The sequence below is a fragment of the Mesorhizobium sp. M0800 genome, assembly GCF_040320095.1.
Taxonomy (GTDB): domain Bacteria; phylum Pseudomonadota; class Alphaproteobacteria; order Rhizobiales; family Rhizobiaceae; genus Mesorhizobium.
This window is the reverse complement of sequence record NZ_JAMYOZ010000026.1, coordinates 33,010-46,176: the sequence shown is the minus strand read 5'-3', so window position 1 is coordinate 46,176 and position 13,167 is coordinate 33,010. Positions and strand designations below refer to the sequence as shown.

Annotated in this window: 14 protein-coding genes; 4 read left to right on the top strand and 10 right to left on the bottom strand. The window is 62.7% G+C overall.

Annotated elements, in window-relative coordinates; translation table 11 throughout:
• Window position 1: 1 nt before the first annotated feature.
• The gene (locus tag NKI18_RS24900) at window positions 2-568 is read right to left on the bottom strand and encodes a helix-turn-helix domain-containing protein (protein ID WP_023676685.1); all 567 of its coding nucleotides are present in this window, start codon (window positions 566-568) and stop codon (window positions 2-4) included.
• Between the two features lie 150 nt (window positions 569-718).
• Between NKI18_RS24900 and NKI18_RS24895 the strand changes: the two genes are divergently transcribed.
• On the top strand, window positions 719-2,545 hold the full coding sequence (locus tag NKI18_RS24895; protein WP_352620215.1) for an ATP-binding protein: 1,827 nt from the start codon (window positions 719-721) through the stop codon (window positions 2,543-2,545).
• A 36-nt stretch (window positions 2,546-2,581) separates the two neighbouring features.
• Here the strand turns inward: NKI18_RS24895 and NKI18_RS24890 are convergent, their stop codons facing one another.
• From NKI18_RS24890 to miaA, 3 genes are all read right to left on the bottom strand, one after another.
• Window positions 2,582-2,968, bottom strand: coding sequence for an ester cyclase (locus tag NKI18_RS24890; RefSeq protein WP_023676687.1), 387 nt, complete (start codon window positions 2,966-2,968; stop codon window positions 2,582-2,584).
• 132 nt (window positions 2,969-3,100) lie between these two features.
• Window positions 3,101-3,895: a GGDEF domain-containing protein gene (locus NKI18_RS24885; protein WP_023676688.1), complete on the bottom strand. Its 795-nt coding sequence runs from the start codon at window positions 3,893-3,895 to the stop codon at window positions 3,101-3,103.
• 104 nt (window positions 3,896-3,999) lie between these two features.
• A complete protein-coding gene (gene miaA / locus NKI18_RS24880; RefSeq protein WP_352471648.1) occupies window positions 4,000-4,968 on the bottom strand; it encodes a tRNA (adenosine(37)-N6)-dimethylallyltransferase MiaA in 969 nt (322 codons plus the stop codon).
• On the opposite strand from miaA, the gene serB reads away from it, so the two are divergent.
• A complete protein-coding gene (serB, locus tag NKI18_RS24875) occupies window positions 4,958-5,845 on the top strand; it encodes a phosphoserine phosphatase SerB (RefSeq protein WP_023676799.1) in 888 nt (295 codons plus the stop codon). The two genes, miaA and serB, sit on opposite strands and share 11 nt — an antisense overlap.
• Window positions 5,842-6,414 carry a GNAT family N-acetyltransferase gene (locus tag NKI18_RS24870; protein WP_352620217.1) on the top strand — a complete coding sequence of 191 codons (573 nt, stop codon included), beginning with the start codon at window positions 5,842-5,844 and terminating at the stop codon, window positions 6,412-6,414. The genes serB and NKI18_RS24870 overlap by 4 nt, the downstream gene beginning before the upstream one ends.
• Window positions 6,415-6,461: 47 nt before the next feature.
• Here NKI18_RS24870 and NKI18_RS24865 read toward each other — a convergent pair whose 3' ends face one another.
• The 5 genes from NKI18_RS24865 to NKI18_RS24845 all read right to left on the bottom strand — a co-directional run bounded on the left by NKI18_RS24865 (window position 6,462) and on the right by NKI18_RS24845 (window position 11,874).
• Entirely contained in the window at window positions 6,462-7,979 is a 1,518-nt protein-coding gene (locus NKI18_RS24865; RefSeq protein WP_023676691.1) for a DegQ family serine endoprotease, read from the bottom strand.
• 147 nt (window positions 7,980-8,126) lie between these two features.
• Window positions 8,127-9,089, bottom strand: coding sequence for a protease modulator HflC (gene hflC, locus NKI18_RS24860; protein ID WP_023676692.1), 963 nt, complete (start codon window positions 9,087-9,089; stop codon window positions 8,127-8,129).
• Window positions 9,089-10,183: an FtsH protease activity modulator HflK gene (gene hflK / locus NKI18_RS24855; protein WP_023676693.1), complete on the bottom strand. Its 1,095-nt coding sequence runs from the start codon at window positions 10,181-10,183 to the stop codon at window positions 9,089-9,091. Before hflK ends, hflC begins: the two co-directional genes overlap by 1 nt.
• A gap of 162 nt (window positions 10,184-10,345) precedes the next feature.
• Window positions 10,346-10,864, bottom strand: a complete 519-nt coding sequence (locus NKI18_RS24850; RefSeq protein ID WP_352620219.1) for a dihydrofolate reductase — start codon at window positions 10,862-10,864, stop codon at window positions 10,346-10,348.
• Window positions 10,864-11,874, bottom strand: a complete 1,011-nt coding sequence (locus NKI18_RS24845; protein WP_352620221.1) for a DUF4424 domain-containing protein — start codon at window positions 11,872-11,874, stop codon at window positions 10,864-10,866. Before NKI18_RS24845 ends, NKI18_RS24850 begins: the two co-directional genes overlap by 1 nt.
• Window positions 11,875-12,015: 141 nt before the next feature.
• On the opposite strand from NKI18_RS24845, the gene cobF reads away from it, so the two are divergent.
• Window positions 12,016-12,789 carry a precorrin-6A synthase (deacetylating) gene (gene cobF, locus NKI18_RS24840; RefSeq protein ID WP_352620223.1) on the top strand — a complete coding sequence of 258 codons (774 nt, stop codon included), beginning with the start codon at window positions 12,016-12,018 and terminating at the stop codon, window positions 12,787-12,789.
• A 33-nt stretch (window positions 12,790-12,822) separates the two neighbouring features.
• On the opposite strand, the gene NKI18_RS24835 is transcribed toward cobF, so the two are convergent.
• The gene (locus NKI18_RS24835) at window positions 12,823-13,164 is read right to left on the bottom strand and encodes a winged helix-turn-helix domain-containing protein (protein WP_023676697.1); all 342 of its coding nucleotides are present in this window, start codon (window positions 13,162-13,164) and stop codon (window positions 12,823-12,825) included.
• Window positions 13,165-13,167 lie beyond the last annotated feature (3 nt).

Sequence of the window (13,167 nt, the reverse complement as noted above, 5' to 3'; positions counted from 1 at the left end):
CTCAGCCCCTGGCCAACGCAACCAGATAGTCGGCAGCGTCCGGCCCCGGAGCGTGAAAGACGCAATCGGATGGCGCGCCGAGCGCCAGGCAGTCGCCGGGTTCGAGCCGGTGAACGATGTCCCCCTCGGTGAATTCCAGCCGCCCGGAGATCAGCCATATCTGTTGCCTGATGAAGGCATAGGACGCCGCCGGGAAACTTACCTTGGCGCCGGCCGGCAACTGGATCCGGATCAGTTCGAGGGGTATGTCGGAGACCGGCGAAAGATGCCGCCGCACATAACCCGTAGCCGGATCGCGCCAGAGCGGCTGGTCACGTTCGCGAAGCAGGCCACCGCCCTGCAATTCCGCCCTTGCGATCAATGTGGACAGCGTCATGCCGAAGGCGGCCGCAATGCGCACAAGGAGTGCCGCCGTCGGGCTGGTCATGCCGCGTTCTACCGTGCTCAGCATGGCTTTCGAAACATCGGACCGCTCCGCCAGCTCTGCCAGGGACCAGCCTCGAGCCACTCTTTCGGCATGTATTCGTCTGCCGATGGTCGAGGAGATGTCGTTCGCTATATCATCCATTAATCCAATATATCGAAATTTTTCTACGGAGCAACGGCCGTTTCATCCATTTTTCGCAAACTCCTTAATGTCCGCTAAACCATCCGGCCTCATCCCACCTTAACCCCGTTCGCCTAGGCTCATCGCTTGGAAAAAGGGATCGGCGTGTCCATGCTCGTTGAACGCGAAGCCTCCATTGGGGAACCGACTTTGCTGGAGCGCCGCAGGGCGGAGCAGAACGACAAGCGCATTCTGGGCAATGTCGTGCAATGCGACGGCGCGCGCGCCACCATCAGCGCCTATGCCGACGATATCGAAGGCACGGTCACCGGCCTGTGGAGCGTCGGCAAGATGATCTCGATCAATCTCGGTACATCACGAACCGTCGGCCTGGTCTATGAAATCGGCAAGTCGGATCGTGCCTGGAGCAGCGAGGGCCAGAATCCGATCGAGGTCAGCATCGAATTGATCGGCGAGGTGCGCGACGGTGCCGAACCCGGCGCGAAGCCGATCTTCGACCGTGGCATCACAACCTACCCGCATATCGGCGCCATTGCCCATCGTATCCGCAGCCGCGACCTGCAGGCCGTCTACGATCTCGCCGGTCGTCATTCGATCACCATCGGCACGCTGTCGCAGGACGAGGCCATCGACGCCAATATCGCCATCGAGGATACGCTGGCGCGGCATTTCGCCATTGTCGGCACCACCGGGGTCGGCAAATCGACCGCCGTCTCGCTGCTCTTGCGCAAGTCGATCGCCGCCCGGCCCGACCTGCGCGTGCTCATCCTCGATCCACACAACGAGTTCGCCGCGTCGTTGCCCGAATATTGCGTCAGGGTCGATTCGACGACGCTCGACCTGCCCTTCTGGATGTTCAAGCTCGAGGAATTTGCCGAGGTGCTGTTTCGCGGCCGCGAGACGGTTCCGGAAGAGGTCGACGCCTTGCGCGATCTCATTCCCGCGGCCAAGAACCTCTACCGCAATCCGAACTCCGGCAACTATCTACGGCGCAGCACCGATGCGCTGACCGCCGACGCGCCGGTGCCCTATCGCATTGCCGACCTCATCAAGCTGGTCGACGAACGCATGGGATTGCTGGAAAGCAAGAACGATCGCCCGACGCTCAGGTCACTGAAGACACGTATCGAATCGGCGGCATCCGATCCGCGCTACCGTTTCATGTTCAACTCGCGCCTGATCGAGGACACCATCCACGAGACGATCGGCAACATCTTCCGCGTGCCGCATCACGGCCGCCCTGTGACCTGCTTCGAAATGGCCGGCATGCCGTCCGAGGTGGTCAATTCCGTATGCTCGGTGCTGGCGCGGCTGGCCTTCGACCTGGCGTTGTGGAGCGAAGGCCGCCTGCGGCTGCTCTTCCTGTGCGAGGAAGCGCATCGCTATATGCCGGCCGATCCGCGCCTCGGTTTCGCGCCGACGCGGCACGCGCTGTCGCGCATCGCCAAGGAAGGCCGCAAATATGGCTGCTATCTCGGCGTCGTCACCCAGCGCCCGGGCGAGCTCGACCCGACCATCCTGTCGCAGTGCTCGACGTTCTTTGCCATGCGGCTCGCCAACGAGCAGGACCAGGCGATCATCCGCTCGGCGATTGCCGACTCCTCGGCTTCGACGCTGGCGTTCCTGTCTTCCATGGGCCAGCGCGAGGCCATTGCCTTTGGGGAAGGCGTGGCGACGACGATGCGGATGAAGTTCGAAAAGCTCTCCGAGGATTTGATCCCCGGCACGGCCAAGCGCGCGGACGCCTTGCGGTCCGAAACCGGCGACGAGGTCGACCTCGTGGCGATCGTCGAACGGCTCCGCAACGTGCCGAAATCACAGCAGGCAATGCCTTTCGCGGAAGTCGTCGATCCGGGCCGGCAGGCCGGCGATTCGGACTATCGCAAGCCGTCGGCCGCACGCACCCAGCGGAACGACGATTTCGACTTGCGCTACGGCCTCAAGCCGGCGACCTTCGGCCTGCGTCCCCCAGAATGATTGAGCCGAGCGACTTTTAGGCAGCGCTCGCAGATATCAAAGCTGAGTTTCGATGGCTGTCTTGTCTATGACTGACCACACCTGGCGAATTTTCCCTCTCTGAAACTCATAGAATACGTTCTCGGCAAACGAAATTCTCTTCCCGCTTACATCGAGCCCAAGGAACGTTCCCCTTGGCGCGCAGTCGAAGCTTAGCCGGCTCGCTACATAAGGCGGATCGGCAACCAATAGCTGAATGTCGAAGTAAAGGTCCGGAATTTCGTCGAAGTCTCTCACCAACATTTCGAGATAGCCGGACAATCCGAGCTTGCGACCGTTGTGGGTCACTTCATCATGAACAAACCGCCCCAGATTTGGCCAATCCTGCTTGTTCAAGCATGCAATATAGCCTCGGTAAAGACCGGAGAGATCGGATTTAGTCACGGCAACACCTCTATTTCCGGCAAGCCCCGCAAAGGCAGCATCTCAGCTTGACTGGGTGATGTCGGTCTGCGTGCACCGGAAACGCAGAAAACGATACCAGACGGCCGGCATCACGAATTCAATGACGGAATTTCAGGCACAGACGCGGTTGCGCCCTTGCCTCTTCGCCTCATAGAGCTGGCGATCGGCGCGGCGATAGAACTCCTCGGCGGTTTCCTTGCGATCCCAGACGGCAAGCCCGACGCTGGTGGTGATTTTCAGTCGGACATTGCCCGTCAGCACCGACATGTTGGCGATCGCCTTGCGGATGCGCTCCGCGAATTTGGATAGCAGCTCGGCGTCCATATTGGGCGTGACCACCGCGAACTCCTCGCCGCCCAGGCGCGCCACCACGTCGTGATAGCGTGTCATGTCCTTGAGACAGTTGGCGACCGCCCGCAACACCTCGTCGCCGACATCGTGGCCGTGGCTGTCGTTGACCTGCTTGAAATGGTCGAGGTCGAGGATCATCAGCCCTACTGGTTTCTCGATGCGACGGAACTCTTCGAGATATTCCTTCAGCGCATCGTCGAAATAACGCCGGTTCTGCATGCCGGTGAGGCTGTCGGTGAGCGCCGCATGCTCTAGCGTCTCCGAACGCGCGCTGAGCGAAACGGTCATGGCGCGCAGCTTGCCTTCTTCCGTCGCCTGCTTTCGGATCAGCGGGTAGATGAAGAAAATGCCGAAGAACAGCGCAGTCGCCAGCAGCACGCCCGTCGCAAACAGCAGCTTGTTGAGATAGACGATTTCATCGAGTTCCGAAGGCGTATTGCTAATGTCGGCGGCCAGGGTTTGCAGGAGCCCATAGGCGTAAAGCGTCACCAGGCCGGCGGCCAGGATCACAAAAATAAAGACGAAAAAGGCTGATTCCGCCTTGTGGAAACGCATCTGCTCCCCGTTGGAAAGTTCGTAACGATCTTATGGCATGCGGGAACTTACGGACAGTTAACCTGGACAACTTCAACGCGAAATGTCCCCTCGGTGTCGACTTTTCAGGTTGCGCTCGAAGGAGGGAGTGAGAGCATCGAGTCGATCCCCTCACCAGGACGCAATCTCTGCCATTCCGGGCCCAATTGGTGCCTGAACCAGGTCGCCTGCCGTTTGGCATATTGCCGCGTCGCGATTTTCGCGCGCTCGATGGCCTCGGGAAAACTGAAGGCGCCGGCCAGCGCGGCCTGAAGCTCGCGAACACCGATTGCTTTCATCGCCGGCAGGTCGGGATCGAGGCCGAGCGCTGAAAGCTGTTTCACCTCGTCCAGTGCCCCCTTGTCCAGCATGCGGTCGAAGCGAGCATCGATCCGCTCCACCAGCGCCGCTCGCTCCGGCTCGATGACGAAAAAGCGCGCGCTGCTCCTGTCGATCAACGGCCGGCCTCGCGCGGCCTGCCAGTCCAGGATGGAACGCCCCGACGCGTCGAGCACCTCCAGCGCCCGCACGATGCGCTGGCCATCCGTCGGCTTCAGCATCATGCCGGCCGCAGAATCCTCGCGCAGCAGGATGCGGTGCAATCTCACTGCGCCTTGTTCCTGGAGCTCGTAGCGCCAGCGATCGCGGATCGACTTCGGAATGTCGGGCATCTCCGAGATACCTTCCGTGAGCGCCCGGAAATAAAGCCCGGTACCGCCGACGAAAATCACTGGCCGCTCCGAGAGCGTGCCGTCGTCGATCAGCTTCGTGACATCACGCAACCAGGCGCCGGTGGAATAGGCGGTGGACGGATCAACGTGTCCATAAAGAAAGTGGGGGACGCGGGCGAGTTCGGCAGGACCAGGCCGCGCCGTCAGCACGTCGAGCACCGAATAGCCTTGCATAGAATCGGTGTTGACGATGACACCGCCATTGCGCTCGGCGAGGTCGAGTGCGAGCGCCGACTTGCCGCTGGCGGTCGGCCCGGCTATCAGGATCGCGTTCTTCACGCGGCCTTCGCCCGCCTGTCCGCTGGAATTTTCGATGCCGCTGATCGCCACGCTTCTATCCCATCCCGCCGGCCGCGCATTGACGCCGACGCTAGCGAATATGGCCTCGCGGTCGGTCGGCGCAAGCGCTGTTCGCTGGCTGGCCGAAGGCATCGCCTGCGAACTCGACTTGCCGGAGACCGCCGACGCTTCCGAAATAACGGCGCGCCTGCAGGCCGCGCTTGCTTCCGAACCGATCGACGTGGCCGTCCAGCCGGCTGAGAACAGGCGCAAGAAGATCCTGATCGCCGACATGGATTCGACAATGATCGACCAGGAATGCATCGACGAGCTTGCCGACGAGATCGGCGTCAAGGATCGCGTCGCCGCCATCACGGCGCGATCGATGAACGGCGAGATCGCATTCGAGCCGGCCTTGCGCGAGCGTGTGGCGCTGCTCAAGGATCTCGATGCCGCAATCATCGACCGCATCATCGACAATCGCCTGACGCTAGCCTCCGGCGGCCGCACGCTCGTCCAGACAATGGCGGCCAATGGCGCCTGGACGGCGCTGATCTCCGGTGGTTTCGACATCTTCACCACCCGCATCGCAGCATTGCTCGGCTTTCACGAAAATCGCGCCAACCGCCTGATCGAGCAGGATCGCCGCTTCACCGGCTTGGTCGCCGAACCGATCCTCGGCCGCGCCGCCAAGGCCGAAGCCCTTATCGAGATTTCCGCCCGCCTCGGCCTGACGCCTGCCGATGCCATTGCCGTCGGCGACGGCGCCAACGATCTCGACATGATCCGTCTTGCCGGCATCGGCGTCGCCTTGCATGCCAAGCCGGCCGTGGCAGCCGAGGCAAAGATCCGCATCGACCACGGCGACCTCACCGCCTTGCTTTATCTGCAGGGTTATCGCCGGGAGGAATTTGTCGAATGACGCCGATCCGCACCGAGCGCCTGATCCTGCGCAATTGGGGAGATCGTGACCGCGAGCTCTTCCATCGCATCAATTCCGACGAGCGCGTCATGGAATTCTTTCCGTTTCGGCGCGACCGTGCCCAGTCGGACGCCAAGATGGAGGAGTTGCGCGCAGCTATCGATCGCGACGGCTTCGGCTTCGCGGCCGCTGAGATCGCAGCCACAGGTGAATGCATCGGCTTCGTCGGTATAACCCGAACCGATCATTTGCCATTCCTGCCGCGCGGCACGATCGAGATCGGCTGGCGGCTGGCACCCGAATTGTGGGGCCGCGGCTATGTCACCGAAGCAGCCGAAGCCTGGCTCACCTATGGCTTTGAAAGACTTGGCCTCGACGAAATCGTGTCCTTCGCAGTCAAGGATAACAGCCGGTCCACTGCCGTCATGGAGCGCCTGGGCATGATCGCCGACCCGGCCTCCGACTTCGACCATCCCGGTGTTCCGGACAGCCACACCGCACTCAGGCGACATGTCTTCTACAGGCTGTCACCCACAGACTGGCAGGCAAGAAAAAGAGCGGCCCGCTAGCCGCCCTTTTTCGTTTCAAGATCAGAGTGTTGCAGGCTCTTCCGGACTCAATCCATCCGGATTGTCACAAACCTCAGCTCGCCGGTCTTCGACGCCAGCATCAAAAGCGCGTTCTTGCGCCCCTGCTCCTTCAGCGCGCCGATCCGGTCCATGACGTCCTTGGGCGTTGCGACCGATTCCTGCGCGATCTCGGTGATGACCTCGCCCGGCTGGATGCCGCGTTCGGCTGCCGCCGAATCCTTGGCGACGTCCGTCACGACGACGCCGGAGACATCGGTGGCGATGCCGAATTTCGTGCGCGTCTCCTCATTGAGCTCGCCGATCGTCATGCCGAGCACGGCAGCCGTCGAAACCGCAGGCGCCTTGTCGGCATCATCCTGGTCGGTGTTGCCGTTTTCACCGCCGCTGGCAAGCTTTTCGCCGTCCTCGAGCCGGCCGAGCGTCACCTTGACGGTCTGCTCGACCCCTTTGCGCACGATGATCACGTCGACCGCCTTGCCGACCGGGCTCTCCGCCACGACGCGCGGCAGGTCGCGCATTTCATGGATGTCCTTGCCGTCGAATTTGATGATGACGTCGCCGGCCTGGATTGTGCCGTTGTCGACCGGCCCGCCCTTGATGACGCCGGCGACCAGCGCGCCCTTGGCGGTCGCCATGCCCAAGCTTTCGGCAATGTCGTCGGTCACCGGCTGGATGCGCACGCCGAGCCAGCCGCGCCGCGTCTCGCCGAACTGGCGAAGCTGGTCGACGACGCCCGAGGCAAGCTGCGACGGGATCGAGAAGCCGATGCCGATCGAGCCGCCCGATGGCGAGATGATTGCCGTGTTGATGCCGATGACCTCGCCGCTGCTGTTGAACAGCGGTCCGCCGGAATTGCCGCGGTTGATCGCGGCATCGGTCTGGATGAAGTCGTCATACGGGCCGGAATTGATGTCGCGATTGCGTGCCGAGACGATGCCGACCGTCACCGTGCCGCCGAGACCGAACGGGTTGCCGATCGCCATCACCCAGTCGCCGACACGCATCGTGTTGGAATCGCCGAACTTCACCGCCGTCAGCTTGTGCCCTTTCGGATCGACCTTCAGCACCGCGACATCGGTCTTGGTGTCGGTGCCGACCAGCGTCGCCTTGAGCGTCACCCCATCGGAGAAATTCACCTCGATGTCGTCGGCATCGGCAATGACGTGGTTGTTGGTCACCACGATGCCCTGCTCGGCGTCGACCACGAAGCCGGAGCCCAGCGACTGCACCTTTTGCCCGCCGCCGCCCTTGTCGCCGCCACGGTTCTTGAAGAAATCGTCGAAGAAGTCCTGGAAGGGCGAGCCCTCCGGCAGCTGCGGCATCGGCACTGCGCCCGGCCCCTCAGTGCCTTTAACAGTCTGCGACGTCGAGATGTTGACCACGGCGCCAAGCAGGCCGGCGGCGAGATCGGCAACCGAGGGCGGCCCGTCGGCTGCCATCGTCGGCGCCACGAACGACGGAACGGCAACGGCGCCGACCAGAAGCGCAGCGGCCCCGGCGATGAACGTCCGCCTCGCTGCACGCAGAAGGGTGGTGGATGTCATCGAAAGGCCTCCGGGTGTTCTGAAAAAAAAACCGCTTCGGCAAAAATGCCGGTCCGCGTCATGTTGGCAAGAAATAAGGCACGTTTGCGGCTATGGCTACCGCCAGAGAATAAATCCTCTGTTACGCCGGCTATCCCTGCACCGGCCCTACTGGCCGGTGCTTGGCTGCGCTGCCGGTGGGGCGGGAGCGGCAGGTGCTGGCGCTGGTGCCGCCGGTGCCACAGGCGTTTCCTTGCTGTCCGGGTCGCGGAAGAAGCGGAAGAACTCGGAATTCGGCGACAGCACCATCGTCGTTCCGGCGCTGTTCAGCGCCGTGCCATAGGCATTCATCGACCGATAGAAATCGAAGAAGGCCGGATCGCGCTGATAGGCCCCGGCAAACGTGGCACTGCGCTGGGCTTCACCTTCACCGCGCAGGATTTCAGACTCTTTTTGCGCTTCGGCGACGATTTCGACCACTTCGCGGTCGGCGCGAGCCCTGATCCGCTGCGCTGCCTCATTGCCTCGCGCCCTCAGCCGCTCGGCTTCGGCGAGACGTTCGGCCTTCATGCGATCGAAGGTCTGCTGCGAGACTTCGGCCGTGAGATCGGTGCGGCGGATGCGGACATCCTCGATCTGCAGGCCAAGCGAGGTGGCATCAGGCCTCAGCTGATCGCGCACCTCGCGCATCATCACGGCGCGCTCTTCCGAGAGTGCCGCCTCGAAGTCGCGCAGGCCGTAGACGCGGCGCAAGGCGGCGTCGAGACGCGTCCTCAGCCGGGCCTCGGCCAGTTCGATCTGGCCGGAGACCGCGGCGCGGAACACACGCGGATCCGAGATACGATAGGCGATAAAGGCATCGACCTCATAGAATTTGCCGCCCGAAACCTGGACACGGATGTTGTCGAGGTCGAAGCGCAGGACCCTGTTTTCGATCAGCTGGACGGTGTCGGCATCGAAGAAGGAGAATGGCGCCTTGAAATAGATACCCGGCTGGTTCTTGACGTCGACGATTTCGCCGAACCTGAGCACCAGCGCCTGCTGGCGCGCATTGACGACGAAGACCGACGAATAGAGCAGGAACAGGATGACCGCGGCGATGACCGCAATGACGGGAAGACGGTTGGCCATCACTGGTTTCCTCCGGTGGCCGGTGCCGGCGCCTTCTGCTGCAATGCCGGCAGCGGCAGGTAGGGAACGACCCCTTGCCCGTTGCCTTGCTCGACGATGACCTTGCTCGAATCCTTCAGCACCCTCTCCATCGTTTCCAGGTAGAGTCGCTTGCGCGTCACCTCCGGCGCCTTGGCATATTCGTCATAAACCGAGATGAAGCGCTGCGCCTCGCCTTCGGCCTCCTGCACGACCCGGTTTTTGTAGGCGGCCGCGTCTTCGCGGATCTGTGCGGCCGCACCGCGCGCCTGGCCGAGCTTCTGATTGGAATACTGATTGGCCTGCTCGACGAACTTGTCCTCGTCCTGCTCGGCGCGCTGCACCTCGTCGAACGCGTCTGCCACCTCGCGCGGTGGCGCGGCGTCCTCGATCGAAATGGCGTTGACGTTGAGGCCGGCCTTGTAACCATCCAGCGTCGTCTGGATGATCTCACGCACCGACGCCGCGATGCCTTGCCGGTCGTCGCGGAAAATGTCTTGCGCCGGGCGCCGGCCGACCGCTTCGCGCATCGCGCTTTCGGCGACCTGCTGCAGCATGCCGTCCGGGTCGGACACGTCGAACAGATAGGCCTTAGGGTCGGAGACCTGATAGGCCACAGAGAACTGCACATTGACGATGTTCTGGTCGCCGGAAAGCATCAGGCCATTGCCGCTGGAACTGCCGCCGCCGATACTGACAAGCTGCTCGGCGATGTTGGCGGTCTCGACCGTTTCGATGGGCCACCAATGGAAATGCAGGCCAGGCTGCGACAGCTCCGCCTTCGGCTTGCCGAACCTGAGTTCCACCGCAACTTCGTCGGGCTGCACGGTGTAGACCGCCTTGAACGCCCATAGCACCACCAGCGCCGCGGCAATCAGCCCGAACACGGCAGGGCTCGCGCCACCGCCGCCCGGCAGCGCGCGCCGCAACCTGTCCTGCCCGCGCCGGATGATATCCTCGAGATCGGGAGGCGAGCCCTGCGGGCCGCTGGGTCCTTTTGGTCCCTGACCCCAAGGCCCCTGATTGTTGCCGCCGCCCCACGGGCCGCCGCCGCCGCTCTTGTCGTTCCAGGGCATGAATGTCCTTTCGCTTGGAATTCCCTCAAGCGCCGGCTCACCGGCGCAAAATCCAATATTATTATTCTATAGGGATGCAGCGGCACGCTTTCAACGCGATCGGCTGCCGCCACTGTCCGCCTTTTGGGTCGATCTAGACCTGTCGCGACCCCTTTGTCGCCTTCAATGCACGTCGCGGCGCCGCTCGTAAACCGAATAGCGTGTCGCATGGCTGTCCTTTTCGCCAGCCTCCGCCTCCTGCGAGCGGACGATCCGCCACAGCGCCGGATCGATCGGCGGGAAATGGGCATCGCCGTCGACCGCGGCCAGAACATGGGTCACGTGCAGCCGATCGGCCAACGGCAGCGCCTGAGCGTAGATCTCGCCGCCGCCGATGACGCAGATCTCGTCGGCGCCGGCCATGCAGCGCCCGCGCACCGTCGCCAGCGCGATTGCGTCCTCGATCGAGTGCGCGACTTCGACGCCCTCGGCGCGCCATGCCTTGTCTCGTGTCACCACGATGTTGAGCCTGCCCGGCAATGGGCGGCCGATGCCTTCATAGGTCTTGCGGCCCATGATGATGGGCTTGCCCATCGTATCGGCTTTGAACCGCTTGAGATCGGTGGACAGCCGCCACGGCAACCCACCCTCGCGCCCGATCACGCCGTTCTCGGCGATGGCGACATAAATCGCGAGGTCCATCAGCCGCCGTTTCCGCCATCCGATGGCTCCAGCAGCAATATGTCGATGTCGTGCTCGGGGTAGAAGTTCTGCGCCTTCATCTCGAACGTCGTCGGTCCGATCTTCCTGACGTTTTCGCCGCAAAACGAGACCAGGTTCTTCGGATCGCCCTTGTCGACGGTCAGCTTGAACGTACCGATGTTTCCCGACGCCCAGTTGCCGCCGGTGGTCAGGATATAGGCGATGCGGTTCTCGAAATATTTGGGGTAGCCGTCGGGATCGTCCTTGGCTGCCTTGCGCACGGCGTTCTCGAAGGCATCGTCCATGCAGTAGCGTGTCTTGTAGGCGGCATACTGACCCTGGAACTGGCCGTCATAGAAGAAGCTGACCGAGGAGGTGCCGCCGACGCTCGGCTTGTAGCGATGCGAGACATGGACCGCCTTGTTGGCCGGAAACCTCGAGCGCCACCAATAGGTCGAGCGCAATTGCCAGAACGGCGTATAGACGGTCTTCATGCCCGAACCGTCGTCGGCAGTGTCCTCGATGATGATGCCGCGGTTGACCCAGTCGTCGGCGACCGCTTGCGGCAGCTTTGCCAGCGCTGCCTTGGCCGCATCGCCGAACGGATAGAACGGCACGCCCTGCGCCTTCAGGTCAGCGCCAATGTCGATGCCGAGCGCGAACACCTTCTGCTCGAGCTGCGGCTTTGCCGGCACCCCGTCGATCGTCACTTCGAAGCCGAGGAAATTGTCACTCTGCGCCTCCGGAATCGCCGGTATTTCTTCGGGGTCGCCTTCGATGTCGGGCATCGGAAAGGCGACGATCGCATCGACATCCTTGTCGGTGTTGTTGCGGAAGACGTAATCGACCATCACTTTTTCCGGCGAGATGTAGAGATCCTCGCTTTCCATCGCCACCGCATCGCTGCGCGAAAGGATCAGCCCACCGGTGCCGAGTTCGGCGACCGAATCATTGGCGAGCGCAGGCGTAGCCGAGAGCGCCAAGGCTGCGGTCAGGACGTAACGGAACATGGAAACTCCCCCGGCGAGAATGCCAACATGACTCTAGCTGTTCAATGTGGCGTTTCAAAGCCTTTCGGCAAATGCGCCGGCGCCTGCCGGCATGTCGTGTCGGTCTGGACACGCCGGTCCCGATCGGGCAGGAGTTCGCCCATGCGCAAGCTTCTCGTCATCGGCATCGGCGCCGGCAATCCGGAACACATGACGGTCCAGGCCATTAACGGTCTCAATCGGGCCGACGTGCTGTTCATTCCCGACAAGGGCGCCAAGAAGAACGATCTCGCCGAATTGCGCCGCCAGATCTGCGACCGCTTCGTCATTAATCCGAACTCGCGCCGTGTCGAATTCGAGGTGCCGGTGCGCGCCGAGCCGGCGCCTTCCTACCGCTCGACCGTCGACGACTGGCACGAGGCGATCGCCGCGATCTACGAAGACCTGATCCGCGGCGAGCTCCCCGAAAATGGCTGCGGCGCCTTCCTGATCTGGGGCGATCCTTCGCTCTACGACAGTGCGCTGCGCATCCTCGAGCGCGTGCGCCTCAGGGGCAATGTCGCGTTCGAGCTGGAGGTCATGCCCGGCATCACCGCCATCCAGGCACTCGCAGCCAGCCACAAAATGGCATTGAACCGGATCGGCGACGCCATTTTGATCACCACCGGCCGCCGGCTCGCCGAGGAAGGTCTGCCCGAAAACGCCGGCAGCACCATCGTCATGCTGGACGGCAAATGCGCCTTCAACACGCTGGACGACAACGACGTCACCGTCCACTGGGGCGCCTATCTCGGGACGCCCGACGAGATCGTCATCTCGGGCCGGATTGGCGACGTCGGCGACAAGATCGTGAGCACCCGTGAGCAGGCCCGCCGGAAAAAAGGCTGGATCATGGACACCTATCTGCTGCGCAGGCAGGGCGAGCCTAAGAAGTAACAGGGATCACACGCGGCATGAATTCCGCCGGCGTCACGCTGCGTCGATTTCGGCCTGCAGCGCCTCCATATGCGCCGCCGCTGCTGAAGACGCAGCCCGCTCGATCGCGCGGAAGCGGCTGACCACAGCAAGCCCGACCGACGTCAACTGGGCGCCACCGCCTTTTTTGCCGCCCGTCTGTGCCGCAACCAGCGGCTTGCCGAACACGCGGTTCATGTCTTCGACCAGATCCCAGGCGTGCTTGTAGGACATCTCCATGCCGCGTGCCGCGGCCGAAATCGAGCCGAAGGCGGCGATCTGTTCCAGAAGCTCGATCTTGCCCGGTCCGATGCGGCCATCTGGATCGAGATTTATCCGCAAACTCAGCGACGGCATTTG

Coding starts and splice junctions, on each gene's coding strand:
- NKI18_RS24900 (WP_023676685.1), bottom strand. CDS start 568: ATGGATGATATAGCGAACGACATCTCCTCGACCATCGGCAGACGAATA.
- NKI18_RS24895 (WP_352620215.1), top strand. CDS start 719: ATGCTCGTTGAACGCGAAGCCTCCATTGGGGAACCGACTTTGCTGGAG.
- NKI18_RS24885 (WP_023676688.1), bottom strand. CDS start 3,895: ATGCGTTTCCACAAGGCGGAATCAGCCTTTTTCGTCTTTATTTTTGTG.
- serB (WP_023676799.1), top strand. CDS start 4,958: ATGCCGCTGATCGCCACGCTTCTATCCCATCCCGCCGGCCGCGCATTG.
- NKI18_RS24870 (WP_352620217.1), top strand. CDS start 5,842: ATGACGCCGATCCGCACCGAGCGCCTGATCCTGCGCAATTGGGGAGAT.
- NKI18_RS24865 (WP_023676691.1), bottom strand. CDS start 7,979: ATGACATCCACCACCCTTCTGCGTGCAGCGAGGCGGACGTTCATCGCC.
- hflC (WP_023676692.1), bottom strand. CDS start 9,089: ATGGCCAACCGTCTTCCCGTCATTGCGGTCATCGCCGCGGTCATCCTG.
- hflK (WP_023676693.1), bottom strand. CDS start 10,183: ATGCCCTGGAACGACAAGAGCGGCGGCGGCGGCCCGTGGGGCGGCGGC.
- NKI18_RS24850 (WP_352620219.1), bottom strand. CDS start 10,864: ATGGACCTCGCGATTTATGTCGCCATCGCCGAGAACGGCGTGATCGGG.
- NKI18_RS24845 (WP_352620221.1), bottom strand. CDS start 11,874: ATGTTCCGTTACGTCCTGACCGCAGCCTTGGCGCTCTCGGCTACGCCT.
- cobF (WP_352620223.1), top strand. CDS start 12,016: ATGCGCAAGCTTCTCGTCATCGGCATCGGCGCCGGCAATCCGGAACAC.
- NKI18_RS24835 (WP_023676697.1), bottom strand. CDS start 13,164: ATGCCGTCGCTGAGTTTGCGGATAAATCTCGATCCAGATGGCCGCATC.